We start from the raw sequence: 24,920 nt of genomic DNA on the forward strand, positions 1-24,920 counted from the left end.
CGCCGCCGGTAGTGAACCGAACCAGGTTGCCGCCGATCGTGAGCACCACCTCGGCGTCCGCGGTCGCGGTGTCGGCCACGTGGACCGTGGCACCGGGAATCCCGGTGGCTGGACTCAGCCGGTGTGCGGGATGCTCGGGGAGTCGGACATCGCTTCCGTCTCAGATGTCGCCGGGGCCTTTGCACCCCCATCGTCGCCGAGATGCCACGGTCGTCGTCACCGCTGTTCCCGCCACCGCCGCCCGGATCGGAGTTGTACCCGCGCTTCCCTTGGATGTCCAGAGATTCATCGCTCGACCGACCGTTGACACGTTGGTCGGTGGGTGCCTTCAGGATTGTGGGTCGCGCGCGTGACCAGCGCCGCCTTCGGTGAGCATTGGTCGCGAATCGGCATCATCGCGATCGTCTTCGCCCTCCTGGCTGTTGAGCTGAATGTGCGAGACCGGTAGTGCGCTGATGAAGGCGCGCAGATGCCCATCGACGCAGGCTGGTTTGACGATCGAGCTGAGGTGACCGGCATCCGCTACGATCACCAGCTCAGCACCGGGTATCCAGGCGGCGGCGCGCACCTTGTGTCGTAAAGGGATCATGCGGTCTTCGGCGCCCGCGATGACCAGGACCCGTGCGCGACCGAGAACCGGCAGGCCGGCGCTGTGGTCACAGGTCGACACATCGGCCAGCAATGACAGCAACGTCATCGTTCGCAGGGAAGCGATCAGCCTGCGGGCCCGGCGTAGCGAGACGAAGGGCGCGTAGCTGCTCGGCGCGGTCCGACGTCCGGTGAGTTCACGGTGTCGGCGTTCGCTGGTGTCGGTGAGCAGGCGACGCAACGGGGGTATCGCCCACCACAGCATCCGCACCACCGAACCGACGACGAAGTCAGGGAGACGCAGGGCAATCGCACCCCACCTGCGGGGAACACAGTCCAGGAGTGCGACTCCGGCCACCAGGCGTCCGAAAAGCTCCGGACGCTGTTCGGCCAAGGCGGACACCGCCATCCCACCGAGTGAGTGCGCGACGATCACTACCGGACGCTCGGATGCGATAGCGTCGATGACCGTTCCGATGTCCCGCCCTAGCTGCGCGACCGTGGCCCGGCCGGCCGCCGGTTCGTCGGAGCGTCCGTGCCCACGGTGGTCGAACAGCACCATGCGGCCCAGGTCGGCGAGAGTCGCGCGCTGATGGCCCCAATAGATCAAGCCGGTATTGATACCGTTGACGAAGAGGACGGTGTGCGGACCGGCCGGGTCTCCGTCGAGTTCGACATGCAGTCCGACGCCGTCCTCGGTGATGATCCGCATCTCGTCCATGTCGAGGATTATGCGTGTAGTACCGACATTGCTTGTACGCCAGAACTATTCTTCCGAAGGTCGTTGACATCCAGGGGGACCTACTGTGGCGCAGGGGCCGGCGTTGATCGTGCATCTGACCGATGTCTTCGCGCCCCGCGTGGGGGGTATCGAGGTGCTGGTCGAGTCCCTGGCTCGCGCACAGGCCGCTGTCGGCGAGGAAGTGCACGTCATCACCGCGACCGTCGGCGGCAGCGACTCCGACCTTCCGTTCCGCGTCCACCGGCCACGCCGAATGACCGACGTGCGCGGCATCCTTCGGCGACTGCGGCCCAGTGTCGTGCACATACACGTGAGTGTGGCGTCACCGCTGGCGCTGTACTCCGCGCACCACGCGCTTCGGTTGTGTATCCCGCTCGTGATCACGGTGCACAGCATGTGGGATCCCCCGGTCCAGGTCTGCTACAGCGTGATCGGGCGGCTGGCCGGCTGGCACGACGGCATGGTGTTCACGGCGGTGAGTACAGTCGTCGCCGGCCAGGTCGCGCGCGCGTTGTCCAGTACCCCCGTCGTCGTGCCCAACGCGGTGGCAACCGATCTGTGGAGGGCGTCGTCCGCGAGTGGCAGCGATCTGCATGTCGTTTCGGTGGGCAGGCTGGTCACGCGCAGGCAACCGATGAAACTGCTCGAGGTGCTGCGGCTGGCGCAGGGCCGGCTGGCCGGTGACGTGCGGGTGCGCGCGACGATCGTCGGCTCGGGCCCGCGCCGCGGTGCGATGCTCCGCTATCTGCGCAGGCATGACATGGCCGAGTGGGTGCATTTGGTGGGTGCGCAGGATCATCGGGCGGTGCGCGAGATCTTGGCGGCGGCGGACGTGTACCTGAATGTCACCCGTCGCGAGGCCTTCGGGTTGGCGACCTTGGAGGCCCGAACTGCCGGGGTTCCGGTGATCGCTCGATCCGGCACCGGCGTCGCGGATTTCGTCGAGGACGGCCGCGAGGGTTTGCTGTGCCGCTCCACCGAGGACCTCGTCACCGCATTGGTATCGTTGGGCCGGCGGCGGACGTTGCGGGAACGCATCAGCGCCCACAATCGAGCCGTACCCCCCGCCGAATTCAGTTGGCCTGTCGTATTGGATCGGCTGCGTACCTGCTACGACGATGCCGCACGGCGCGTCATGGCAGCGGCCCACGGGGACGACACGCTCGGATGATCTCGCCGACACATGTCGCCCGCATCGGGTGGAGCAACGTCGAACATTTCCGTAAACGGTTCGGCAACACGACGATCAGCGGCTTCGCGCATGACCTCTCGCGAGCCGTACGGCTGGTGCACCGGGATCCGCCTGCGCGCTCGGCGCCTGCCCGCGCCGAGCGCGTGATCATCACATTGTCGACCGTGCCGCACCGTGTGCGGTACCTGGGTCCGGTGCTGCGCAGCCTGCTCGACCAGACCGAACCCGCCGATCAAGTCGTGCTCACCTGGCCACGGCACTCGCTACGCACGGGCGACCCATATCCGCAACCGCCGGCACTGCCATCGGGTGTGGAAGTGCTGCGGTGTACGGATCTGGGCCCAGCGACAAAACTGCTGCCCACGCTGCTGGCCGAGCCGGACGCCGTCATCGTGGTGGTCGACGATGACGCGATCTATCCGGACACGTTCGTCGCCGATCTGCTCGTGGCGCATCGCTTGGAGCCGAAAGCCGCTGTCGGAGTGCGGGGATCGAGCGTGCGTTTCGACCGTGACCCGCGCTATTGCGGACACGTATACGGCACCGCGGTGTCCGAGGCCACCCCGGTCGATGTGCTGATGGGTATGTGGGGATATCTGATCCCGCCCGGAGCGCTGGACGACGATGTCCACGATTTCGACGGCTGGCCGCCGGAAATGCGATGGCAGGACGACGTGTGGATCTCTGGGCACCTGGCGCGCCGGGGTGTGCCGCGGTTGGTGATACCAGTACGCGGGGTACCGATCGAGGCTGCGGGCGCGTTCGTGGGCGCGCTGCACCACACCGTGAACAGGTCAGGCCGCAACGAGGCCGTCGCCCTCAGCATGTTCCGAAACCGGTGGGAACCGTCGGTAGAATCACCGACGAAGGACCACTGGGGTCGCGAATGAGCTCGTAGGCGGTCGGGGCCGGCTGCCGCATGTAGCGCGGAACCGCTGCCCCGCACACCTGCACGCGCAGTTGATGTCCGGTGGCGAACCGGTGCGCGATCGGCCACAACTCGACCCGTATGTCGTCCTCATCGGTGAGGGGCTCGACCCGCCGTACGCCTTCGCAGATGTTGAAAGATCGCCCATTGGGATGAACGTCGCACACGCGCACGACGACATCGCAGACGCCACGCCCGCGCTGCGGGCATGCGGGGGCTATGCGCAACCGAAGCTCGGCGACCACCGTTCCGATGATCTCGAGCGGTGCGCCGAGCGGGTCGCTGGTGTAGGTCAGCAGGTCGGGCCGACTTTCGATCTGCCGGCAGTCCTGGGGCCGCGAGAACCCGACGATCACGGGACCACGGGGAGCGGGCGTGGGGTCCGCAGGGTCGTATCGGAAATGATCGCTTCCCGTTTGCTCAGCAGACACACGCGACAGCCGCCCGCACTCACGCAAGTGCCACCGTACGGCACCGGTTCCGGGTGGAGGCCAGCAAGCGTATTCGCGCCAGCGCCGAACGCCGGTGACAAACAGGCGAACGGGCTTGCGAGACGGACGATCCTCACCTCCACGCAGGTGGGCGTGAAACCACTGCCGCGCCTCACGATTCGCGACGACGAACTGGTGCGGGTTGTAATGCCCCCATGGTCCGATGGTGAGTCGCGGCGCACCACCAGCCGCACTCAATGCGGCATAGTCGCGGACGAGGCCGGGCAGGAAGATGTCATACCAACCGCCGACCAGATGCACCGGGGTTCCGGCGCACTCCGCGGGTGCACGACCGTGGTCGAGCAGTTCCCGCAACGGGCTGCCCGCGCCGATGTCGGCGATCACGGCTTGATAGAAGGAGACCGTTCGACCACCGGTCAGCACGTCCAACTCCGCGGCCGGGCGGCCCGACGCGATCGCGCGGCGTGCCCGACGGGGCGCCCGCAGCGCGGTGATGAAGCTGTGATTCGAACACCAGATCAGCACGGACTCCAGCGCAGTCGAACCGCCGGTGAAGATCGTGTCGGCCACCGATGAGGACGCGACATGAACCGAAACAGCACGCAATTCGGGGATGTCGGCCGCAATGGCCCAGTGTGCGAACCCCATCGCGCTCATGCCATGCAACGCCAGCCGGCCGTCGAACCACACCTGACCTCGAAGCCACTCGATCGTCGCCAACCCATCAGCACGCTCGGTGCTCAGCGGTAACACATCCTCGGCCGAGCGGCCGTCCTGGACCACCACCTGAAATCCCGCGCGCGCGAAATACAATCCATAGATGACGCCGAGCGGTCGCCGTCCCATAGGGGATCGCACCAGGATGGTCGGTCCGGATGTACTCGACGCACGGTGGTACCGGTCGGCGAGCAGGCATTCACCATCCGGCATCGGAACGGACAGGTCTCTCTCTATCCGGAGGTCAAACATCACGCTGGACAAACCATTCCGTGCCGCAGATCCGTCGAAACAGCGGCATCGGCAGCCCCCGCAACAAGCGCAGGGTGCGCACGCCGTCACCGCCACCCGCCTGGCTGGCGTGGGCCATCATGCTGGCGCGCTTGACGCTCGCATAGCGTCGCACGTCGACCCGGTGGGTGATGTCCGCGCCGGGGACGAAGCTCGCGCTGAATCGCTCCATCGCTACCCCGGCGGGCAACAATCCGACAGCGTGCACCAAGCGCAGTACTCTCAGTAACTGATCGCGATCGACTGTCGCCTCCAGCAACAACGGCGTGGCGGCCTGCCGCGCCGCCGCCGCAACCACCCGATGTACCTGCACGTGATCGGGATGTCCGTAACCTCCGGATTCGTCATAGGACGTGACCACCCCGGCCCGCTCCTCGACCAAGAGTGCGGCAAGCCGCTCGGCTGCCCGGGTGACAGGTACGCCGCAGAAGCCGCCTGGCACGTGACCGTCGAGTCCGGAATCCGCGTACCCGAGGAATTCCACCCGGTCGCAACCCAGGACCGCGGCTGATGCCAACGCCTCCGCCTCGCGACGCGCTGCGAGCTGCGGACCCGGTGGCGAATCCGCGAGTCCCGCGGCGCCATCGGTCGCGAACACGACGACCGTGCGCCGCCCCGCCTCGCTGACCCTGCGCATCGTTCCCGCCGTCAACAGTGATTCGTCGTCGGGATGCGCGTGCACGAAGACCCACGGCGTATCCGGCGCGCCGAGCCACTCGACGGGGGTTCGGGATGTCACGCTTCGCGCCGATCCCGTGCCTCATTCTCCGCGGCGTCCAGCGCCACAGCCTCGGCAGGGGTGGCTGCGGACCCGCCGAGATGACGCGGTTGCCACCACTGTCCCGTCCCGGACTCGGGGTATTCTCGCTGTGCCCGGTCCAAGAGTTCCTGCATACGGTCACGCAGCTGGACGGTGACGCAGTCCGGGTCGTCGTCAGCCGCGGGGAACATCGGCTCACCCACGAGCACCGTGAGTGGTAGACCCCGCTGATCGAGCTCGCGGTGGTGCGTGGTCCACAGTCGCTGTGTCCCCCATACAGCCACCGGCACCAGCGGCACCCCGCACCCTGCCGCCAACCGTGCCGCTCCCGTCCGCAACCGCTGGACGGTGAACGATCGTGCGATCGTCCCTTCCGGGAACACCCCGATGAGGTCCCCTGCGTCGAGCGCGGTGGTCGCGGCGCGGTAGGCCTTGCCGTCACCGCCGGAACCCACTGCGATGTGCCGCATACCGCGCATCGCGGCGCCATAGACCCGATGGTCGAAATGCTCCTGCGTCGAGAGGAACCTGGTCGCCCGGCCCACCTTGTCCGCAGCAAGCGCGAGAGCGAAAGGGTCCAGATACGACACGTGATTGCCGGCCACCACCGCACCCCCGACACGGGGCAGGTGTGATTCATCGACTATCCGAATCCGCAGACGCAGTGCGCGCCGACCGGCTTTCACCATGAAAAGCGCGAGAGGATAGACGATTTCACTCACCATCCGAATCTAGCCGCTACGAGCCGGCGCCGAGCTGTTCGTGCTCGATCTGCTCGAATTCGACGATGCCGGCGCCATGGCTCTGCCCTCATGGCGAGCGGCGTGCCCGCCTGGGCGATCTCGATCTCACCGGCGCAGGGGTTCGCGTCCCGCCGTACTGGATCTTCACCTACCCGACACTTGTCGAGCTTCATGGTTGATCATCGCCGGATCGGTCGTGGGACTTCCGGATGAGGTCGGCCGCGTATCGCGCGATGACCTCGGGGGGTGTCCCTGTGGTGTTGGTAAAGCTGGATCGGTCGTGGTGTCAGTTCAGTCGTAGTAGGCCGGCGTCGGTGGTTCGGAACCCGCAGGTGTCGCGATAGAAACTGGTGAGGTGTGGTTCGTAGTCGACGTGCAGCCACTCGAGGCCGAGTTCGCGAAGGTCGCTGATAAGAGCCGCGACCAGGCTGGTTCCGATGCGGCGTCCTCTCAGCCCGGGTCGTCATGACGAATGAAGTCACGCCATCGTGGCACCACCTCGATGCGGGGACCCGCGGATTTCGGAAGGCCGGGGAGAATTGCCAGCTCGATCAGGCAACCACAAACTCAAACGTGCCCCGTTCCTGGCGGCCTTCGCCGCCCTGCGCGGCCCGGCGTCACCTCAACTTCCACCCGCTTCGACAAGCCTTCAGACCAGCGGGGGCCAGGCGCACCACGAATTTGCAGTGCTGAAGAGACCTACGCGCAACTAACCTCGTACCGTGACCACGGATCTGCATCGGGCGGCACTGATCACCGAAACCGACGCGCTCGCAGAACTTCTGCGCGAGGCTGACCCCGCAACCCCGATTCCCACCTGTCCCGGCTGGACACTGGCCGACCTCGCCACCCACGTCGGACGGGCTCAGCGATGGGCGGCGGCGATGATCACCGATCGATCCACCGAGGAATTCGACATCCGAGCAGTACCCGATGGAGCACGACCCGCCGACCCGCAGGCAGCGGCACGATGGCTGTCGGAAGGCGCCCGGCTCGCCCTTGCCGCCGTCGACAGCACCGGCCCAGATGCCGAGATCTGGACCACTCTCGGAACGCCACGCCCGGTCCACTGGTGGATTCGCCGCCTCGCCCACGAGGCCGTCGCGCACCACGCCGACGCACTACTGGCTCTCGGGCGACCAGTCTCGATCGAACCCGCCGTGGCCGCCGATGCCATCAGTGAATGGCTCGACCTGCTGAGCGTCGGACTCACCCGCCGCGCCGAAACCGTCCTGGCCGCCGACACCACCTTGCACCTGCACGCCACCGACCCGGAACTCGGCCCCGACGGCGAGTGGATCATCCGCCCCTCCGGTCGCTCGATCACCTGGGAACACGCCCACGCCAAGGCGACCGTCGCCGTGCGGGCACGCGCCTTCATCCTCCTGCTCGTCCTACTCGGACGAATTCGATCCGATGATCCCGGAGTCGAAATTCACGGTGATCCGGGCATTCTGACCTGGTGGCTCGAACGAACCCCGTTCTGACCACGTCGAGCCCACCGATCCGCGAACTCGACTCCGATGTCCTGAGCATGGGTATCAGACCGATTGTGCATCTGCACTTGCAGGCGGGGTTTTCGGGGAAGAAACCACCCCGAAGGATCTGTCGTCGGGCCAGGACGTGACGCTCTTCTTCGGCGGCGCGCAGGAACGCAGCCCGCCATTCGGAACTCTGCCTATTGCAGACCTCAGGTCTGAAAGGGGTGCGGCCGCAGACCGTGGAATGGTAGCGGAGTCGTTAGGGGCGAACATGTCGACACGACGCGTACCTACGGCGCAAAATGAGTGGAGCCGGGACAGGGCTATCAGCGATTCTCTGCCTCCGGCAGTAACACTGAACCGGGGCGAAGCGAAGGCAAATCGAACGAACCTTCTCGGGTAAGGGCACGAGTCGAATCAACATCCGCGTGCGCGCACGATCGCGTACCGCCGCAGAACTGGTGCCACTGTCGCCCACGAAATCTATGAACCTGGTGAGGCTCGAGTTCGGAAACCATCTTTTCCCCATCGCACCCGCCGGTCGGACGACTGGTCGTGCATTGCCTCGCAGGCATTTGATACCGATGCTCTGACTGCAGCCGGCGCCCGAACGCGGCAGAGGACGTTCGCTGGCGCTATCCGGCCGGTTCCCACAAAAGGAGGTCATCGATGACCAGTTTGGATATCGGACCAGGAGCGTTGTCCGAGCCCGGCGTGCAGGGCGGGCCAGGTTTCATTCTCAGCCGGCCCGAGTGGATCAAAATCCAGGTCTTCGTTCAGGATGCGCTCGTCCTTCCGACAACGCAGACCGAGTTCCGGAACTCCTTGGGCCCGGGTGCGCCCAGTGACCTGTCCGACTTCACCAAGCTGATCAATGTCTATCGGCTGATCAATGATGACGGCAAGAATTGGCGTGACTCGATCTATCCCAAGATGATCAGCGTGGCCGGCAATATCCTTCAGTACGGCAGGGACAAGGTCCCGGTCTACTACCCGCCCATCAAAGACCTGGCGCAACGGCTGATGAACAATCCGAACGATCAGCAGGCGAAGAACGACTTGAAAGCGGTTCTCAGGACGTTGCGGGGCGAGGCAGATAAGCAGGTGCAGTGGGCGCGCTTGGTCTCGGGCACGACTTTCCAGTTCGCGTATGACATCGAGACCGACAAAACAACGTTGACGGGGACGGACGGCAATGGTGGCCTGGTCGCGTACTACGACAAGAAATACGGTCGAGCCAGCCAGGCCGTCGCCGACGTCACGAAGGAGATCGCCGACGAGAAGACTGTGTTGAAGGCGGCGAACGACGAGTACAACCACGATGTCGTGGTCGCTTCGACAACGCCGGCCTACGCGTGGCTGGGATTGCCCGGGTTCATCGCCGGAGCGGTCGTGGCCGGTGAATACGGCGCTCGCGCTGTCGAGGCACTGAAACGAGTGAATGCCGCCAAGGCGCAGATCAACAAGCTGGAAGCCGAGTTGGCCGCCGACGCGAATCTGATGAACGCCGCTCGGTCCGCCCAGCAGAGCTCCTCGACGATCGCCCAGGACATCACCGCAGTCCTCCCGGTGGTCCAGAAGGTCGAGGGGGTATGGGGTGCTTTGTTCGACGACCTCGGGTACATCCTGGACTTGATCGACAACAACATCGCGCAGGTCCCACCGATCATCATGGACCTGGGCGTCGACGCGGCCATCGCCAAGTGGGCCGCGGTGGCCGAGGAGGCCGGCAACTTCCTCAGGAACGCCCATGTCAGCGAGCAGCCCAACGGTTTCGAGCAGTGGACCGTGGAGGGATGGCGGCTGGCGACCCTCATCACGCCGAACCGCGTCCTCGCGGGCGCGCTCCGGTGACTGTCACTGCATCCACATGGAAGGGAGATTCTGCGATGACCGAGTTGAATATCGGGCCCCGGGAACTGGCGGAACCGGGCGAGCAGGGCGGGCCGGCGTTTACGCTGAGCCGGGCCGAGTGGGTCAGGATCCAGGCCTACGTTCAGGAGGCCCTTGTCCTCCCGACAACCGAAACCCAGTTCCGCAACAACTTGGGCTCGGGCGCACCCAGCGACCTGTCCGACTTCACCAAGTTGATCGACGCCTACCAGGAGATCAACAAGCATGTAACGACGTGGCGCGAGACGATCTATCCTGCCACGATCAGCCTGGCCGGCGACATCAACGATTACGGTTCGAACAAAGCGCCCATCTATTACCCGCCCATCAAGGATCTGGCGCAAAAACTGACGGACAATCCGAACGACCAGCAGGCGAAAGACAAGCTCGAGGCGATTCTGGACGTGTTGAAGAAGGACGCCGACACGCGGGTGCAGAAAGCGACCGCAGTCACCGCCCAAATTCATCAGTTCGCGAAGGACACCGAGACGGACAAGACGACGATGGTGGGGACCGGCGGTGACGGTGGCCTCGTCGCGTACTACGACGACAAGTACGGCAAAGCCAGCAAGGATGTCGCCGACGTCACGAAGCAGATCGCCGACGCGAAGGCCGTGCTGAAGGCCGCGAACGACGAGTACAACCACGATGTCGTGGTGGCCGCGACGTCGCCGACCTACGCATGGCTGGGACTGCCCGGCTTCATCGCCGCATCAGTCGTGGCCGGCGTCTACGGCAGTCGCGCCGTGGAGGCCCTACACAGGATCAACGCCGCCAAGGACCTCATCAATTCGCTGGAGGCGAAGTACGCCGCCTACGCGAACCTGATGCACGCCGTCGAATCCGCTGAGGACAGCTCCACGACGATCGGGCAGGACCTCACCGCGGTGCTCCCGGTCATCCAGAAGATCGAGGGCGTTTGGGGGGCCATCTCGAGCGACCTCGAGACGATCCGGACGATGATCGACAAAAACATCGAGCAGGTCCCCCCGATCATCATGGACCTGGGCGTCGACGCGGCCATCCGTAAGTGGGCCGCGGTGGCCGAGGAGGCCGACAGCTTCCGCATGAATGCCTACGTCACCCAGCAGCAGCGCACCAGTTTGGACCAGTGGACGGTGGAGGCATGGCGGCTGGATACCCTCCTCACCCCCAACTGCGTCCTCGCGGGCGTGTAGGACCGCGCCATGAATATCGTTGCGGCGCAATCCTACGATTGGCGCACGCTCTACGGTGACATCGAACAGCAGGGCAACGTGCCCTGCTGTTCGGCCACCGTGATCGACGCCACCTATGCGGTGTTCCGGGCCATGTACCTCGACCTGGGCGAGGTACAGACCGCGTTGCACAACTCGGGTTTCGATCCTGTGCTGGTGACGCTGGTAGCCGACGTCGTGAATGTGCCCGCCGGGGTCTCATGGCAGCTGAAGCAAACTGTTCTGTGGATCCAGGCGCGACGGCTGCAGAGCGACGAGCTGTTCACCGTGACCCTCGACTACCAAAACGATCACGGTGCCCGATTCGTGCTCTTCTGCGACGAGCTGGCAGGCAGCGTGCAGGGCCAGGCTGTGGTCGCCTCCCAGCAGACCATCGCCCTACCCGTCATCGATGCCCCACCACCCTCCGGCGGCGTGCTGATCAAGTACGTCGAGGGCAGTGGCCCGGTCCAAAGCCCTCTGGACCGGGCCCACGGTGTCGCGGCCCTGACTGCCCCGGACTACTTCCAACAGGCGCTGCGCACCGAGTTCCTGTTCGCCTCGCTGCTCTACGACACCCATCCGGACCTGGCGCTACGCCAGCTGACATGGCTGAAGAACTGGTCGGGCTACAACGTCGAGCTGCTGAGCGTGCTCCTGCGCAGCTCGTCGCTGCTGACGCTGCTCACCGCGCAGCTGAACGCGGAATCCGATGGGACAGTCTTCGTCCCGTATCTGAGTCGGCAGGTCTACACCGACCTCGCGCAGTCCTTCGTCGCCGAAGCCAAACAGTACGAGGCCGACTACCAGGCCCTCAGCACCCAGACCGTCGTCACCGACAACTTCATCCAGCTCGCCAAGGCGCTGCTGGCGAACAAGACCTACGAGACCCAATACACCACTCAACTACTGGCCCAGGCGAAAAACAACTTCGACAACGCCAGCGCCGCGGTCACCGCCGCACAGCAACGGCTGACGGCAGCCCAGGACACTGCCGAGGAGACCCAGATCGACTTCGAGGACGTCGGCGTACCCGAATGGAAGAATCAACAGATCCTCAAGGCGATCATCGACCTCAGCACCGCGGTCATCACCTTCGGCGTCGGGATCGGCGCCATGTTCGTCGGTGACCCCGTCGCAGGTGCCGCCGCCGCAGGCAGCGCGATCAAAGGAGCGGAGGCGGTGGAAGCTGCGGCCCAGGCCGGCAGTGACATCGCGAAACTGGCCGCGAGCCTCAAAGACTGCATGGACCAGCTCAAAAAGATCGCGGAGGCACTGAAAAAGGTCTATGACCTGTCAAAGGAGATCGTCGACGCCGTCGAGGACTTCCACAACGCCGAGGAATACGCTGCCAAGCTGAAAGACATGAACCTCGACACCGGCGGAGCGGATCTCACCGCTACCTACCAGTGGCGGATCTACCAGCAGAACACCGACGCCATGCTCGCCGACCCGGTCCAGAAAGGTATCCGCTACGCACGCGAGCTCGAGCTCGCCGTCGACGCCGTCGCCATCCACGGGCAGGAATTGGCCGCCGCCCAAGCGGCCGCGGTCGCGGCCGGCCAGCAGTACGCCGCTGTCAGCCTGCAAAAACAGTTGGCCGAACAGGAACAGCAGCAATTGCAGCAGTACCTGGACTCCCTGGTCCACGGCAAGGCTCCCCTGGCAGCGCTGATGCAGCAGTTGTACCAGCGCTACCTCGACACCAAGAGCTCACTGTTCACCGCCCTACAGGGCTACCGCGCATCGTACTTCTACTGGGCACTGGCACCCTCGGTAGTGCGCCCACGCATCCTCGACAACATCGGCGAACTCGATGCCGGACTGACGAACCTGACAAGCATCACCATGGACTCCGCGACTGCGCTGGAACACTTCTCCCCGCCGCCGCAGATCCTGGCCGACAAGAGATACACCATCAACAGCACAAACGCCCCCGACGTCCTCGCCCAATTCAAGAAATCAGGGACCGCCCGCTTCGAGGTACCACTGGACACCGACGAGTTCGCCGGTTTCGGCCGAGTCCGGCTCACCCGCGTCCGGATATGGGTGGACAAGGCTGCACCGCGAAACGGCAGCTCGATCAACCTGACCATCAGCAATCAAGGCAACTACCTCGATCGCTATCGAGGGAAAACGTATCAATTCACTTCCAAGCCTTTAGCTCTCGACTTCGAATACCGGGTCACCGCCAAGAAGAACGGACCACCCGACTGGAGCTTCGACGACGGAACTTACGGTTACGTCGAAGTCGACGGCGCCCTCGATCATGAGGTGAGCTACGCATACTTCGAACCGACGCCCTTCGCCGGATGGAACATCATGGTCGACCCGTCGACAACCGACTTGTCGAACGCGACTTCGATCACCATGCAGTTCTCCGGCTCGATAATCCACGACGCGTGACGGACCGCCGCCGCGCACGCCGGCGTCGATGCTCGGTCTCGCTGCTGGCAGCAGTTCCGGGGCGCGCGCGGCGACACTATGCGGCGCAGGCCCGCTCCGACTCCGCGCCGACCGCGGTCTTCGAGGGATTTTCGGTGGGGGAAGCGGGCCGAGCGGATGCGTCCTTCACCGCCGTGGGATTCGCGGGCGCGTTCGGGCAGTCGCCCGACGGCTTCGCGCAGCGACGGCGCTTTCAACGCTCGGGTGAGGAAGGTCAGCTCCACCACCCGGTCTCCGGCGCGACCAACGGCAGCGTGAGTATCGCCTGGCGATCGGCGCTACCCGGTCGGTTGGCGCGCATCCCAATGCGCGCCGAGGCCGGGTATTCACCAGCGACGGCCACTGACTCAACTGGGTATCGAAATCGGCACTCGCCGCGGAGGGCATCGACTTCAGTAAGGCTCCAGCAGTTCGACCACTTCGGTTGTGCTGCAGCCCCCGTTTCTGGGAAATCCCCTGTGCGGTTCTTATGAGATGCTGTTTATCCGGACGCGACGTCGGCACAAGGTGGCTCGATGGATATCAACTTGTCGGAGAGCAAAACAGGTCCCACGCCCTCACCATCCCCTGGACCGTCGCCTATCGCACCGCCCAAGGGCTGGCAGGTGCCGCTCGACCCTCCACCCCGGGCATCCAAGGCTCTCGCCGACTATGTCGTCGCCGCCCGACGACTCTTCCAGGAGCTGGTTGATACGCTGGGCACTCCGCGATACGCGGTACCGCCACCCGTGGTTCCACCCGCTGCTCCGCCCTTACTGCCGGCCGGAGCCACCAGCCCGACCGGGGCGGCCGCCGCGTCGTACGCGAGCTTCCAGGATGTTCTCCGAAGTCGCTCAGCGGCGTGGCACGGCACAGACAGCACCGCCATCGCCACCGCCCGAGAGGTCGCCACGATAGGTTCGGCGGCGCTACAGCAAATTCAGGACCTGGTCCATCGGTTGCAGGACGTGTTGAACGCGGCCAGCCTCGATCGAACAGTGCCCGCCGCTTACACCAAACGCCCCTCCACCGATGTTCTGGCTTCTTACGCGGAATATCAACTCGTCCTCACCGTCGAGCGAACGCTCCAGCGAGCAATCGATGTCCTCATGCGCGCACAAGAGGATCTGGGCGATAAATACGTGCTGGCTCCACTCACGCCGGCGATCCCGGTGGTTCCCGAGGGGATGCTGCCGCCCGAGCCCGTCCCCATGCCCGAGCTACAGTGGCCTCCGCGGAATCAGGGGACGATGGAGGTATGAACCCCGGCCGTATCCCAAATCGCCAGGCCGGGTTGCAAGCTCACTACCATCGCGCGCGGGTATGGATCGACCGTCGTGGCTTCGGTCGCTCCGGGCTTCGCCGCCATGGCGATCCACGCGATGAAGCCGACCTGCTGCGAGACGATTGATTTCTTCCGACCCCGAGTGCTGGGCGAACCGGGCATATGCCCGTGCAATCAAGTTGGATATCGTCAGCAAGACAACGCCCTCGGCCTGGTCGCCTCAACTTCCGCATCTTCTCCCGGCACCCGCCGCCCGGCGTCTGCGTGTCCATGTGATCTGCGGTAGCAGTGTCACTCCGGGTGTGCGGCTTGGTCGCGTTCGGGGGCGGCATCTCCTTGGTAGCTATCCATGTAGTCGCTGCGCGACTTCGGTGGCCCAATAGGTGATGACGATCCGAGCCCCGGCACGGCGGATCGCGGTGAGGCTCTCTTCGATAGCCCGCTCACGGTGCAGCATCCCGTGCCTGGCAGCGGCCTCGATCGCGGCGTATTCGCCTGAAACCTGGTAGGCGGCAACGGGCACATCCACCGTGTCGGCCACCCGGCGGACAACGTCGAGGTAGAGTCCGGCGGGTTTGACCATGACCAGGTCGGCGCCCTCCTCGACGTCCAGCCGCACCTCACGCAGCGCCTCGCGCAGGTTGGCAGGGTCCTGTTGATGGGTAGACCTGCCACCGACCAACGAGGATTCGACGGCCGTACGGAAAGGCCCGTAGAAGGCGGAGTCGTATTTGGCGGCATAGGCGAGAATGGGTACGCGCTCATGTCCCGCAACGTCGAGTCCGGCGCGAATGGCGGCGACTTGACCGTCCATCATGCCGCTCGGTGCCACCATGTGAGCTCCGGCTTCAGCCTGTGCCAGTGCTGTTCGGGTGTACGCCCGCAGCGTGGCGTCGTTGTCCACGTCGCCGTCGGCCCCGAGGAGGCCGACATGACCATGGTCGGTGTATTCGTCGAGATTGATGTCGCCTATCACCACGGCCGCCTCGCCGACTTCAGCCACGACATCGGCAATCGCCAGTTGGGCAATGCCGCGTTCGTCCCAGGCGCCGCGGCCGTCCGGATGCTTCGCCTCGGGTATGCCGAAGATCATGACGCCGCCCACGCCCGCCTGTACCGCGGTCGCTGCCGCCTTGCGAAGGCTTTCGCGTGTGTGCTGCATCTGGCCGGGCATCGCGGGGATGGGGCGGGACTCCGTGATGCCTTCACGCACGAAGAGGGGCTGGACAAGATCGGACGGGTGCAGCCTGTTCTCGGCCACCAACCTCCGAAGCGCGGCGGTGCGGCGCAGCCGCCGTGGTCGGACCACGGGGAAGTTCATGACGTAGCCTCCAGCGACCGCTCGACGTGCTCCACGACGGCCCGAGATGGCTGCCGGTACCAATATCCGGACGTGGCCTTGGCGGTTATGCCGAGATCGCGTAAGCCGGCCAGGTGCTCGGCGGTCTTGACCGCCAGCCCGCCAGGGTCGATCACCGGCAGCCCACACAGCTGCCGGATCTGTAAGTGGACGAGGAGCTCGTTGGGGATGCCCTCCGCGGGCACCAGCCACTGCGCGCCTGCCTTCGCTGCCCGTTCGGCGGCGGCAGTGTACGCACGCACGAACGGATCGAAATCCTCGGCCAGCGCCCGAGAGACGACTGCAGCACCGTCATCGACTACCTGGTAGGAGGCCAGAGTCGCGCCGGCGGAGGCGATGTTGTCGGTGATCGGCTCGGCCAGATGAGGAATGAAGCCGATCACGCCGAGCCGGTGCCGCTCTAGCCGGGCGGCATGCCAGGTCGCGTCTCCGTAACCGACGACGGGGATGGTGGCCCGGATGCGCGCGGCGGCGAGCCCAGGGTCCTGGCCGGCACCGCTGATCCACGCGGTGCAGCCATCCCGTTCGGCGGAAACGGCCGTGCGCGCGAAGTAGTCGCCGAATATCAGCCCGAGTGAGCCGAAGCCGACCAAGTGCTCGGGCAGCTCGGTCGCATACGTCAGTGGTGGCAGAGTGCGGATTTCGACCGTGGTGCCCGGAGCCGCGACGTTCGTCAGGTGGCTGGCGTAGAGTTTGTCGAGCAGCGGCGCGCGCCCCTCGACGGCGTGTTTTTGAAACCGTATTCGCATGTCAGTTTGCCTTATTCGCAGGGATTCGTGTCGAGCATGGAGGCTTTGGCCAGGTAGGCCCTCGTCGCTTCATCGTCGGCTGCGATGGCCCGCAGAGCGGCGACGGCGGCAGGCAACCGGGCGGCCTCACCGTCTTGCACGCCCACGACCCTCGCTTCGCTGGCCGGGACGACGTGATCGATCAGAACTGCGTGACGACGCCGCGCCCACCTCGCCAAGGCCGCCGATGACGCGGACCCCGCCAGCACACCGGCCAGTGTTCTGCCGAGATCGACCACGTCGTGGAGGCCGGCGTTCATATTGAGACCGCCTGCGGTCGATGTGACGTGCGCGGCGTCACCCGCGAACAGCACCCGGCCGTGGTGGAACGCGCCGAGGACCCCCACTGCCAGGTTGTAGCGGTGCACGCCGATGACGTTCAGGTCACTGAGTTGCAGTCCGGCCACACGCTGCGGCACAGGCTCGCCACGTACCAGTCTGAGAACGATCCGCCAATGGTCGGGCAATCGCAACAGGCTGCACGACTGGACCGGGTCGCGGATGTAGGTCACCGGCGCAAGCCCCGGAAGCAGTTCATCGAGTGGGGAGCGGGTGAAGATTCGCAGTGCGTGCGTGGGGTAGACCGACCGCCGTAACGACAGACCGAGCGAGGTCCTGACGGTGCTGCGTGCGCCGTCTGCCGCGACGAGATACTGAGCCCGCTCTCGTCCGCTCGAGGTCCGAGCCTCTATGGCCGGGCCCGTGTCGGTCACGGATTCGACCCGAGCGCCGAACCGGACAACCACCTCCGGGTAGCGCCTCAACGCCCAGAGGCCCGATGCCCTATACGCCTGGCACGCACCGCTGGTCTACGGCGCCGCGTTGATCGAGGCCGGCCGCTATCGCCGCGGGCGCCAGGAACTCATCAAGATCGTCAGCGAGGTACCCGGGGAGATATACCCGACCCTATTGCCACATTTCTATCGGTATCTGGTCGATGCCGAACTCGCTCTCGGACGGATCGACGCCGCGGAGAAGACGACTCGACGCGTCGAAACGATCGTCGACGGCATGCCGATGATGCATATGCGGCTCGGCGACGCACGATACTGCCGCGCGCACGTACAGCTGACCCGCGAGGAGGTACGGGCGGCCGCCGACAACGCCGAGAGGGCCGTCACCGAGTACACCACCAGCGGCACTGCTCTGGATGCGGCCCGGGCTCGTCTGTTGTTCGGACACGCGCTCGCCGATCTGCACGACCTCACCGCGGCGAAAGCCCAATTCGACGCAGCGCTCCTGGCATTCGAACTCTGTGGCGCGGAACGGCTCGCCGAGCGTGCTCGCCTGGCTCTGCACCGGGTAGGCGAGCGGCAGACGTCAGGACCACGAAGCCGTTCCCGCGCGACCACGGTGCGGCTCGGCGATCTGACCGAGCGGCAATCCGAGATCGTCGACCGCGTCGTACTCGGCCGGACGAACCGCCAGATCTCACAGGAACTCTACGTGAGCGAGAAGACTATCGAGGCCCATCTGACCCGCCTTTATACCAAGCTCGGCGTTTCCTCACGGGCGGAACTCGCCGCCCTGGCGGCCAGCGAACGCATTCAGCCTCGGACATGACCTGCAGCGCCGGCCATGTGGTCCGATGCTCGGGTCCGCGCGGCTACTCGGCTGGTGTTCCGCGCCTGAAATTCCTTGTAGATATCGTGCGAGGGAGCGCAACATGACGAATCCGGTCGCGCGCTCGACAAGCGTGCCGATGGCGGAGCAGTTCCGGCCCCGGTGATGAGGTCGCCTTCCCAGTGTCCCGGCACTGTCCGGTCCTCGACTTCGGCGGCCCGTTGACTGATCGAGACCGCACCGGCATGACGACTTCGGCGCTCGTCGGTCTTGCGGTGCGGCTTGCGTAGCGCACGTCCGGTTCGCAGACACTGCGCCAGTTCACGTTTGAGCGCTTCTCGTCTTCGAACGTGGAGCGACTGATAGATCGTCTCGTGGGAGACACACATACACGGATCGTCGGGAAATCGACCAGCAGCCGCTGGCTGATCTGCTCGGGGCTGTGCTTCAACAGCAACTGCCGCTCGACATGGGCGCCCAGTCGGGAATCGCGGCGGAGCAACGCGATTTCGGGGACGGAGGGCGCGCTTGTCGGCGAGCGCCTGAGCAACAGTCACCCGATATCCCGTCTTCGGTCGGCGAGTGCCACGCGCAATCTCGCGGCTGACGGTCGAGGCAGACCTTCCGATCGACCTGGTGATCGCACTGATACCCTCGCCCGCCGCGGCCGGGGTGTCGATGATCTCGCCCTCACGGATCCACGCTCAGAACGAACGCTGAACCTCAACCGATATCGCAGGACGCCCCAACTCGAACCCCTCGTCGACAAGGGTGTTGCGTTGACCCCTTTGAACCTAGCCTGGTTCGTTCTGCGCGGAGCCTCCAGCCGCAGCCCGGACCAATGCGGCGACGGCAACAACGCCGGGCGAGGCTTCGGGTTTCCGTTGGGCCAGCATCAGGTCGACGGTTTGCGGGTGTCGGAGATGGCGGTAGGTGATGCCGTCCAGTCCGAGGCTGCGGACGGGTTCGGGAGCCAGGGCGACTCCGAGGCCGGCGGCTACGGAGACCGCGAGGGTTGCGGTCTCGCTGACTTCGAGTACCTGGGGCCGGAAACCGGCGCGTGCGCACGCGTCCAGCACCAGGTGGTGCATCGTGGATCTTGCGCCTGAAGGGTGGGTGATGAAGCTCTCGGCGTCCAAGGCAGCGAGATCGATCGGATCCGTGTGAGCCAAGGGGTGGTTCGTGGGGAGCACAGCGAGAAATTGTTCGGTGCGCAGGGTTTCGAGCACGATGTCCGGCCCGTCAGGGCTCGGCGACCTCAGGTGATGGACCCCTCGTCGTGGACCTGGTTCGGCGGTCGGTTGAGGTCGAACCAGGACCAGGTCGTATTCGCCGGGCTGGCGGTGTACCGGACCGTTGGGTAAAGTGATCGTTGTACTTTTTGTGGCGGCTCTGCTGCTGATGCGGCAGCGCAGACAGCAGGGGATGCCGATGTTCGTCGCCGAAGAACCGCTCGCACAACGATGGCCGCTCGGCGCGACAGCATGTTCGGGCAGTTCGGCGAACCGATCATGACGAGTCTGGACGTGGCCGTAGTTCGCCAGTTGCGGCCGGAGAAGCGGACTTCCATCTTGCGGGGCGCACACGCCGTGTTCTGTCGCGACGGTTATACCCGCGCCTCCATTGATGCCATCGCACGCGAATCAGCGGTGTCGACCCGCACGATCTACAAGCACTTCGCAGATAAGAAGCAGCTGTTCACCGCGGTGATCATCGACAGCGCGGAGCGTGCGCGGGCCAGTCGATGTGCTGCGATCGAACACCATTTGAGCGATGTCGTGGATATCGATGTCGCTCTCACTGCCTTGGGCCGCACCTTCGTCGTCGGCGGCGACGAGGACCACTTCGCCCTCGTCCGCCAGATCCGTGCCGAGGCGGACCACATCCCGGGCGCGATACTCGATACATGGCTCGACGCCGGCCCACGCACGGTTCATGCCGCTCTGGCCCGAAGGTTTTCGGATCTCGCCGTGCGGGGATTGCTCGACCTCGAAGATGCCGAACGTGCAGCCGCTCACTTCGTCCTCCTCGCCGCCGGTGAGGCCAACCATCGGACTTTCTGGGGCGCTATCGACGCCGAGCCCGGTGCCATCGATGCCAGCGTGACCTCCGGCGTCCGTGCCTTCCTCCGCGCCTATCGAGCCGGTCCCGCGAGCTGAACCACCCACAAGGCGCCGAGAACGGGATGCCCTCACCGGTTGGCGTCGAAGTCCCCTCCACCTCGATCGAGCCGATCGCCGACGTCGCCGACGGTGCGAAAGGAACCGATCATGTCCCCTGTGGAACTGGCCTCCGCCAGAGTGCTGCTCACCGGCGCCACCGGTGGTCTCGGCCATGCGGTGGCGCGTGAACTCGCCTCCCGCGGCGCTGATCTCGTGCTGACCGGCCGTCGCGCCGATGCGTTGTCCGCGCTCGCCGCCGAACTGGACGCAGCTGTAATCCCCGCCGATCTCTCGAACCTCGAGGACCTGTCGCGATTGCTGGGCCAGGCTGGACCGGTGGATGTTCTCATCGCCAACGCGGGTCTACCGGCAGGCGGGCATATTCTCGACTTCTCCGCCGCTGATCTCGACCGTGTCCTCGATGTCAATCTGCGGGCGCCGATGTTGCTCGCCCGCGCGCTGGCGGAGCAGATGACTGCGCGGGGAGCGGGCCACATCGTCTTCATGGGGTCGGTCGCCGGCCTGCTGCCCGCACCGCGGGTCAGCTTGTACAACGCGACCAAATTCGGCCTGCGCGGCTTCGCGCTGGCCCTGCGGCACGATCTTCGCGACGCCGGGATCGGCGTGTCCATCGTCGAACCCGGATTCGTCCGTGACGCCGGAATGTTCGCCGACAGCGGCAGCCGAGTCCCACCGGGAATGCGCACGGCCACACCACAGCAAGTTTCCCACGCTGTCATCCGAGCAATTCGCGGCAACATCGACGAAATCGTCGTCGCCCCAATCGAAACACGCCTACTGGCGACGATCGGATGCATCGCCCCGGCGCTCGTCGCACCGATACACCACCTCATCGATTCCGAACGCCTCGGCACCGAACTCGGCAGCCGATTTCACCACGAGGCCTGAACCTCTACCACCTTGTGCTGACTTGTGAGGAAGGAGGCCGGCGTGAGGCATCGCCAGGTCGTTGTAGTCGGCGCGGGCCCGGTCGGGCTGTGGTTGGCCGCGGAACTGCGCTTGGGCGGCGTCGAAGTGCTGGTGTTGGAGGCGCGTACAGAGCCGGACCCGAATTCCAAAGCGCTGGCCATCCATCCGCGCACCCTCGAGATGCTGGCGTCCCGAGCCCTCGTGCACCGATTCCTCGCTGAAGGGAGCCGGATCCCGAGCGGACACTTCGCCGCGTTGGACACTCGGCTGGACTTCCGGCTACTGGACACTTCGTACCAATTCACGCTGTCACTGCCGCAGGTACGGACCGAACAACTCTTGGAAGCACATGCGCGGGCGGCCGGAGCCGAAATCCGGCGCGGGCAGCGCGTAACCGGATTGACCGTGCGGGGCGAGTCGATCACCGTGCATGTCGATCAGAACTCCGACATCGAGGCCGAGTGGGTCGTGGGATGTGACGGGGTCCGCAGCACGGTCCGGCAGGCCGCGGGCATCGCTTATCCAGGTGACGAGTCGACCATGCTGGGTTGGCTCGGCGACGTCGAACTCGCCGACCCACCGCCCCAGCCTGTCCGCACCGAATGGACCGAGTCGGGCCTGCTGATGAGCGTGCGACTACCCAGCGGCTCTTACCGCCTGATCGGTATCACTCCCCAGGATCTGCGGACCGACTGGCCCGGCGCCCTCACACTCGACGAACTGCGGGCGAAGACCATCGAACTCGTCGGGACGGACTGGGCGATGCACTCGCCGAAGTGGTTGTCGCGCTTCGGCAATGCCGCCCGGCAAGCCGAACGCTACCGAACCGGCAGAGTGTCGCTCGCCGGTGACGCGGCACACCAGCACATGCCGGCCGGTGGAGTCGGAATGAATCTCGGCCTCGCGGACGCGATGAACCTCGGCTGGAAGCTTGCCGCCACCGCGTCAGGGAGAGCGCCCGAAGGCTTGCTCGATACCTATCACACCGAGCGGCATCCCGTCGGTTCCCGAGCGCTGCTCAGCACACAAGCCCAGGCAGCGCTGATGACCGCATTCTCACCGGACGGCAGGCAGTTGCGCGCCCTATTGTCCGCGATGATCGCCGACCGACCCGAATTCGCGCGCGAGCTCGGCGAACAACTATCCGGACTGTCGGTGACCTACCCATCCGCACCCGGCACGCACCACCTCACTGGCCACCATGCCCCCGACCTGCCGCTCACCGACGGTCGCACGCTGTTCACAACCCTCACCGACGCTCGCCACGTACTGCTCGATCTGACCGGCGCCCTGGAGCCGGTCGCGAATCTGCCGTTCGCGCGCGCAGTCCCGATCCAGGACCGGCCGGAGTGGGCAGGAGCGACAGCCGCGCTCGTCCGACCGGACGGATACTTGGACTGGGTCGGCTGCCACAACACCGGCCTCGCGACCGCCCTGTCCACCGCGGGGCTCGCCTAGCACTGCACATGGGGCGCCCATTGGATGCGGGCATCGCCATCGATATTGCAGCGGCAGGTTCTGAAACAGCAGAGGCGGGGTGGCGTACTATCGGTGCGCACTGAAGTAATGGGGGTGGGGTCACCGTGAATCAGACAGAGCCGAGCCCGGGGCGCGCCGGTAGGGGAGATGTCGTGCAGCCATCGCGCGCAGTCGGCCGGCCGCCGGTCGATCCCGGTTCACTGCCGCACGATCTGCTGCAGTGGTCAGCGGCTGCGTTCGGTGCGGTCGCGCCTGCTGCGACAGTGTTCGGTAAAGCATTTCTCGAAGCGCTCGGTCAGCGTGCCGCCGACGGTGCGGCAGCGCTTCCGGGCAAACTACGCCAACGCTGGTTCTTTCGGCGGGCACGGCGATCGCAGGGTGAACGGGAGGTGGTTGCCGTGCTCGACATCGAGAACGTGAACGCGGCAGCGATCCTGATCACCGCTGATCTTCCGGACGAGGCGCGCCTGGCCCTGCTCGACCTCGATCCTACCGAGCCTGCGCTGCACGGAAAGGTACTGGGGTGGGACGCCGGAACCCAGCAGTGGGTCACCGTGGAAGCACCGGTCACGCAGGTGAGTCCGCCGCCTGGGGATCGGATCTGACCGAACGCCGCAGCCGAATCAGTCTCTGGGCACGTCACGTCGAACGGGATACGTCAGGCGGATGCCGGAGAGGACTGGCCCGTCGGGGCCCGGCCCGTCGAGCTGGTCGACGGTCTTGACGATCGCGATGCCGTAGGAGCGGCGGGTGTTCGCCGATCCGACGGTGTCGAGGAAGGCCTCGGCGGCGGTGGGCAGGGTCCGCGCCGGGGCGGTGCGTAGGCGGGTCACCTTCGCGGTCATCGGATCCGCCCTTCCGGGTTGCGACGGATAACGGGGCCGCTTCGCGTACGCGCCGGAGCCGGTCCGTCCCCAGCAGGTTCCCACGATGCCCCGGATAACAGGCCGTTATCCGGGGTATCACGTCGCTCGGCAAAGCCGCCGAACCGGAATTGTGGAACACCCATGATTGATCGGGCTCGCGACGGCGGGCACGTGCGACATCGGGACCTGACGCTGTGGGCTCGATGGATGGTGGGTCAGTGTGTGATCACGATCTTGCCGTTGGCTTTGCCGTGCTCGACATAGGCGATCGCCTCGAGGGTGTCGGCAAATGGGAAGGTCCGGTCGAGCACGGGGTGCAGGATCTGCTGGTCGTAGAGCGCGGCCAGATGTGCGAGCTGGTTGCCGTCGGCTCGCATGAAGAAGAACGAGTAACGCACGCCCAGCTTCTTGGCCTCGGCACGAATCTTGCGGCTCATCAAGTACATCACGGGTGCGAGCAGCGGCTGACCGAGCTGTTTGGCGAAGCCCGGGTCGGGTGGTCCGACGACACTGATCGCGATACCACCGCGGGCGCGTACGGTCAGCGACTTGCGCAGGCTGGCTTCACCGAGAGAGTCGAGGACGACGTCGTAGCCGGAGAGCTCCCGGGTGAAGTCCTGTGTGGTGTAGTCGATGACCTTGTCGGCCCCCAATGCCCGGACTTTGTCGAGGTCTTTGGTGTGCGCGGTGGTGGCGACGAAGGCTCCGAGGTGTTTGGCGACCTGGATGACCGTCGATCCGAGACCGCCGGCGCCCGCGTGGACCAGCACCTTCTGTCCGGGCTGAAGGTCGGCGGTCTCGACGAGTGCCTGCCAGGCCGCGAGTGCCACCAGCGGCACTGCGGCAGCCTGCTCGAACGACAGCGAGCCGGGCTTTCGGGCAACGTCGGCGGCGTCGATGGCGATGGCCTCGGCGAAGGTCCCGATCCGCATGTCCCTCGGCCGTGCATAGATCTCGTCGCCGACTTCGAACTCGTGCACGTCTTCCCCGACGGCAGTCACGACTCCAGCGAGGTCGTGCCCCAGGACGAAGGGCGGTTTGTACTCGAGGAGTTGTTTGAATTCGCCGTTGCGCACCATC

Annotated in this window: 23 protein-coding genes and 3 pseudogenes; 12 read left to right on the forward strand and 14 right to left on the reverse strand. The window is 65.5% G+C overall.

Annotated elements, in window-relative coordinates:
- Positions 1–328: 328 nt before the first annotated feature.
- Positions 329–1,309 carry an alpha/beta fold hydrolase gene (locus ON29_RS31725; RefSeq protein WP_051175822.1) on the reverse strand — a complete coding sequence of 327 codons (981 nt, stop codon included), beginning with the start codon at positions 1,307–1,309 and terminating at the stop codon, positions 329–331.
- An 85-nt stretch (positions 1,310–1,394) separates the two neighbouring features.
- Here ON29_RS31725 and ON29_RS31730 point away from each other — a divergent pair, with 85 nt between their 5' ends.
- Positions 1,395–2,501 carry a glycosyltransferase family 4 protein gene (locus ON29_RS31730; RefSeq protein WP_051175823.1) on the forward strand — a complete coding sequence of 369 codons (1,107 nt, stop codon included), beginning with the start codon at positions 1,395–1,397 and terminating at the stop codon, positions 2,499–2,501.
- Positions 2,498–3,412, forward strand: coding sequence for a hypothetical protein (locus ON29_RS31735; protein WP_040871899.1), 915 nt, complete (start codon positions 2,498–2,500; stop codon positions 3,410–3,412). The genes ON29_RS31730 and ON29_RS31735 overlap by 4 nt, the downstream gene beginning before the upstream one ends.
- Here ON29_RS31735 and ON29_RS31740 read toward each other — a convergent pair.
- The 4 genes from ON29_RS31740 to ON29_RS37915 form a co-directional block, all read right to left on the reverse strand.
- Positions 3,342–4,871, reverse strand: coding sequence for a CocE/NonD family hydrolase (locus tag ON29_RS31740; RefSeq protein ID WP_040871900.1), 1,530 nt, complete (start codon positions 4,869–4,871; stop codon positions 3,342–3,344). The two genes, ON29_RS31735 and ON29_RS31740, sit on opposite strands and share 71 nt — an antisense overlap.
- A complete protein-coding gene (locus tag ON29_RS31745) occupies positions 4,864–5,649 on the reverse strand; it encodes a PIG-L deacetylase family protein (RefSeq protein ID WP_051175825.1) in 786 nt (261 codons plus the stop codon). Before ON29_RS31745 ends, ON29_RS31740 begins: the two co-directional genes overlap by 8 nt.
- Positions 5,646–6,395: a lysophospholipid acyltransferase family protein gene (locus tag ON29_RS31750; RefSeq protein ID WP_306307231.1), complete on the reverse strand. Its 750-nt coding sequence runs from the start codon at positions 6,393–6,395 to the stop codon at positions 5,646–5,648. The genes ON29_RS31745 and ON29_RS31750 overlap by 4 nt, the downstream gene beginning before the upstream one ends.
- A 304-nt stretch (positions 6,396–6,699) precedes the next feature.
- Entirely contained in the window at positions 6,700–6,867 is a 168-nt protein-coding gene (locus ON29_RS37915) for a GNAT family protein (protein ID WP_373283949.1), read from the reverse strand.
- Positions 6,868–7,135: 268 nt separating this feature from the next.
- Between ON29_RS37915 and ON29_RS31755 the strand changes: the two genes are divergently transcribed.
- From ON29_RS31755 to ON29_RS31770, 4 genes are all read left to right on the forward strand, one after another.
- Positions 7,136–7,900, forward strand: a complete 765-nt coding sequence (locus ON29_RS31755; protein ID WP_083864204.1) for a maleylpyruvate isomerase family mycothiol-dependent enzyme — start codon at positions 7,136–7,138, stop codon at positions 7,898–7,900.
- Positions 7,901–8,563: 663 nt separating this feature from the next.
- A complete protein-coding gene (locus ON29_RS31760; RefSeq protein WP_083864205.1) occupies positions 8,564–9,748 on the forward strand; it encodes an alpha-xenorhabdolysin family binary toxin subunit A in 1,185 nt (394 codons plus the stop codon).
- A gap of 35 nt (positions 9,749–9,783) precedes the next feature.
- Positions 9,784–10,965, forward strand: coding sequence for an alpha-xenorhabdolysin family binary toxin subunit A (locus ON29_RS31765; protein WP_040871902.1), 1,182 nt, complete (start codon positions 9,784–9,786; stop codon positions 10,963–10,965).
- A 99-nt stretch (positions 10,966–11,064) separates the two neighbouring features.
- Entirely contained in the window at positions 11,065–13,389 is a 2,325-nt protein-coding gene (locus ON29_RS31770) for a hypothetical protein (protein ID WP_157172976.1), read from the forward strand.
- A 116-nt stretch (positions 13,390–13,505) separates the two neighbouring features.
- On the opposite strand, the pseudogene ON29_RS36795 reads toward ON29_RS31770, so the two are convergent.
- A pseudogene (locus tag ON29_RS36795) lies at positions 13,506–13,655 on the reverse strand (IS21-like element ISAau2 family helper ATPase IstB); the annotation flags it as partial.
- Positions 13,652–13,797 (reverse strand): annotated as a pseudogene (locus ON29_RS37365) (IS21 family transposase); the annotation flags it as partial. The pseudogenes ON29_RS36795 and ON29_RS37365, both read right to left, overlap by 4 nt.
- A gap of 146 nt (positions 13,798–13,943) precedes the next feature.
- Here ON29_RS37365 and ON29_RS31775 point away from each other — a divergent pair.
- Complete coding sequence (locus tag ON29_RS31775) at positions 13,944–14,669, forward strand: hypothetical protein (protein ID WP_157172977.1); 726 nt, start codon at positions 13,944–13,946, stop codon at positions 14,667–14,669.
- A 366-nt stretch (positions 14,670–15,035) separates the two neighbouring features.
- Here ON29_RS31775 and hemB read toward each other — a convergent pair whose 3' ends face one another.
- Genes hemB through ON29_RS31790 form a run of 3 tightly spaced genes read right to left on the reverse strand, consistent with a single transcriptional unit; the run spans position 15,036 to position 17,586 of the window.
- Complete coding sequence (gene hemB / locus ON29_RS31780; RefSeq protein ID WP_040871905.1) at positions 15,036–16,013, reverse strand: porphobilinogen synthase; 978 nt, start codon at positions 16,011–16,013, stop codon at positions 15,036–15,038.
- Positions 16,010–16,801, reverse strand: coding sequence for an aspartate/glutamate racemase family protein (locus tag ON29_RS31785; protein WP_040871906.1), 792 nt, complete (start codon positions 16,799–16,801; stop codon positions 16,010–16,012). The genes hemB and ON29_RS31785 overlap by 4 nt, the downstream gene beginning before the upstream one ends.
- Before the next feature lie 11 nt (positions 16,802–16,812).
- Positions 16,813–17,586, reverse strand: coding sequence for an FAD-dependent oxidoreductase (locus ON29_RS31790; protein ID WP_040871907.1), 774 nt, complete (start codon positions 17,584–17,586; stop codon positions 16,813–16,815).
- A 76-nt stretch (positions 17,587–17,662) separates the two neighbouring features.
- Between ON29_RS31790 and ON29_RS31795 the strand changes: the two genes are divergently transcribed.
- Positions 17,663–18,403, forward strand: a complete 741-nt coding sequence (locus ON29_RS31795; protein ID WP_040871908.1) for a LuxR C-terminal-related transcriptional regulator — start codon at positions 17,663–17,665, stop codon at positions 18,401–18,403.
- A gap of 89 nt (positions 18,404–18,492) precedes the next feature.
- Here the strand turns inward: ON29_RS31795 and ON29_RS37920 are convergent.
- Both ON29_RS37920 and ON29_RS37570 read right to left on the reverse strand, forming a co-directional pair.
- Positions 18,493–19,101: pseudogene (locus ON29_RS37920) on the reverse strand (IS30 family transposase); the annotation flags it as partial.
- Positions 19,102–19,197: 96 nt separating this feature from the next.
- Positions 19,198–19,989 carry a LysR family substrate-binding domain-containing protein gene (locus ON29_RS37570; protein ID WP_281032577.1) on the reverse strand — a complete coding sequence of 264 codons (792 nt, stop codon included), beginning with the start codon at positions 19,987–19,989 and terminating at the stop codon, positions 19,198–19,200.
- Here ON29_RS37570 and ON29_RS31810 point away from each other — a divergent pair.
- From ON29_RS31810 to ON29_RS36270, 4 genes are all read left to right on the forward strand, one after another.
- A complete protein-coding gene (locus ON29_RS31810; protein WP_169332620.1) occupies positions 19,888–20,562 on the forward strand; it encodes a TetR/AcrR family transcriptional regulator in 675 nt (224 codons plus the stop codon). The genes ON29_RS37570 and ON29_RS31810 overlap by 102 nt on opposite strands.
- A gap of 111 nt (positions 20,563–20,673) precedes the next feature.
- On the forward strand, positions 20,674–21,474 hold the full coding sequence (locus ON29_RS31815) for an SDR family NAD(P)-dependent oxidoreductase (RefSeq protein ID WP_051175828.1): 801 nt from the start codon (positions 20,674–20,676) through the stop codon (positions 21,472–21,474).
- 42 nt (positions 21,475–21,516) lie between these two features.
- Positions 21,517–22,953: an FAD-dependent monooxygenase gene (locus tag ON29_RS31820; protein WP_040871931.1), complete on the forward strand. Its 1,437-nt coding sequence runs from the start codon at positions 21,517–21,519 to the stop codon at positions 22,951–22,953.
- Positions 22,954–23,372: 419 nt separating this feature from the next.
- Positions 23,373–23,579 (forward strand): hypothetical protein, encoded by a 207-nt coding sequence (locus tag ON29_RS36270; protein WP_157172979.1) that lies wholly within the window; start codon positions 23,373–23,375, stop codon positions 23,577–23,579.
- A gap of 18 nt (positions 23,580–23,597) precedes the next feature.
- Here ON29_RS36270 and ON29_RS31830 read toward each other — a convergent pair whose 3' ends face one another.
- Both ON29_RS31830 and ON29_RS31835 read right to left on the reverse strand, forming a co-directional pair.
- The gene (locus ON29_RS31830) at positions 23,598–23,819 is read right to left on the reverse strand and encodes a hypothetical protein (protein WP_040871912.1); all 222 of its coding nucleotides are present in this window, start codon (positions 23,817–23,819) and stop codon (positions 23,598–23,600) included.
- A 236-nt stretch (positions 23,820–24,055) separates the two neighbouring features.
- Entirely contained in the window at positions 24,056–24,919 is an 864-nt protein-coding gene (locus ON29_RS31835; protein WP_040871913.1) for an NADP-dependent oxidoreductase, read from the reverse strand.
- Between the last annotated feature and the right edge of the window lies 1 nt (position 24,920).

This window comes from Nocardia exalbida NBRC 100660 (genome assembly GCF_000308575.1).
GTDB lineage: Bacteria > Actinomycetota > Actinomycetes > Mycobacteriales > Mycobacteriaceae > Nocardia > Nocardia exalbida.

What these genes read in the sequence shown, in the direction of transcription:
- ON29_RS31835 (WP_040871913.1), bottom strand. Translation starts at nt 24,919, where the DNA reads ATGGTGCGCAACGGCGAATTCAAACAACTCCTCGAGTACAAACCGCCC.
- ON29_RS31785 (WP_040871906.1), bottom strand. Translation starts at nt 16,801, where the DNA reads ATGCGAATACGGTTTCAAAAACACGCCGTCGAGGGGCGCGCGCCGCTG.
- ON29_RS31750 (WP_306307231.1), bottom strand. Translation starts at nt 6,395, where the DNA reads ATGGTGAGTGAAATCGTCTATCCTCTCGCGCTTTTCATGGTGAAAGCC.
- ON29_RS31830 (WP_040871912.1), bottom strand. Translation starts at nt 23,819, where the DNA reads ATGACCGCGAAGGTGACCCGCCTACGCACCGCCCCGGCGCGGACCCTG.
- ON29_RS31740 (WP_040871900.1), bottom strand. Translation starts at nt 4,871, where the DNA reads ATGTTTGACCTCCGGATAGAGAGAGACCTGTCCGTTCCGATGCCGGAT.
- ON29_RS31760 (WP_083864205.1), top strand. Translation starts at nt 8,564, where the DNA reads ATGACCAGTTTGGATATCGGACCAGGAGCGTTGTCCGAGCCCGGCGTG.
- ON29_RS31810 (WP_169332620.1), top strand. Translation starts at nt 19,888, where the DNA reads ATGTTCGGGCAGTTCGGCGAACCGATCATGACGAGTCTGGACGTGGCC.
- hemB (WP_040871905.1), bottom strand. Translation starts at nt 16,013, where the DNA reads ATGAACTTCCCCGTGGTCCGACCACGGCGGCTGCGCCGCACCGCCGCG.
- ON29_RS31775 (WP_157172977.1), top strand. Translation starts at nt 13,944, where the DNA reads ATGGATATCAACTTGTCGGAGAGCAAAACAGGTCCCACGCCCTCACCA.
- ON29_RS31725 (WP_051175822.1), bottom strand. Translation starts at nt 1,309, where the DNA reads ATGGACGAGATGCGGATCATCACCGAGGACGGCGTCGGACTGCATGTC.
- ON29_RS31815 (WP_051175828.1), top strand. Translation starts at nt 20,674, where the DNA reads ATGTCCCCTGTGGAACTGGCCTCCGCCAGAGTGCTGCTCACCGGCGCC.
- ON29_RS31765 (WP_040871902.1), top strand. Translation starts at nt 9,784, where the DNA reads ATGACCGAGTTGAATATCGGGCCCCGGGAACTGGCGGAACCGGGCGAG.
- ON29_RS31735 (WP_040871899.1), top strand. Translation starts at nt 2,498, where the DNA reads ATGATCTCGCCGACACATGTCGCCCGCATCGGGTGGAGCAACGTCGAA.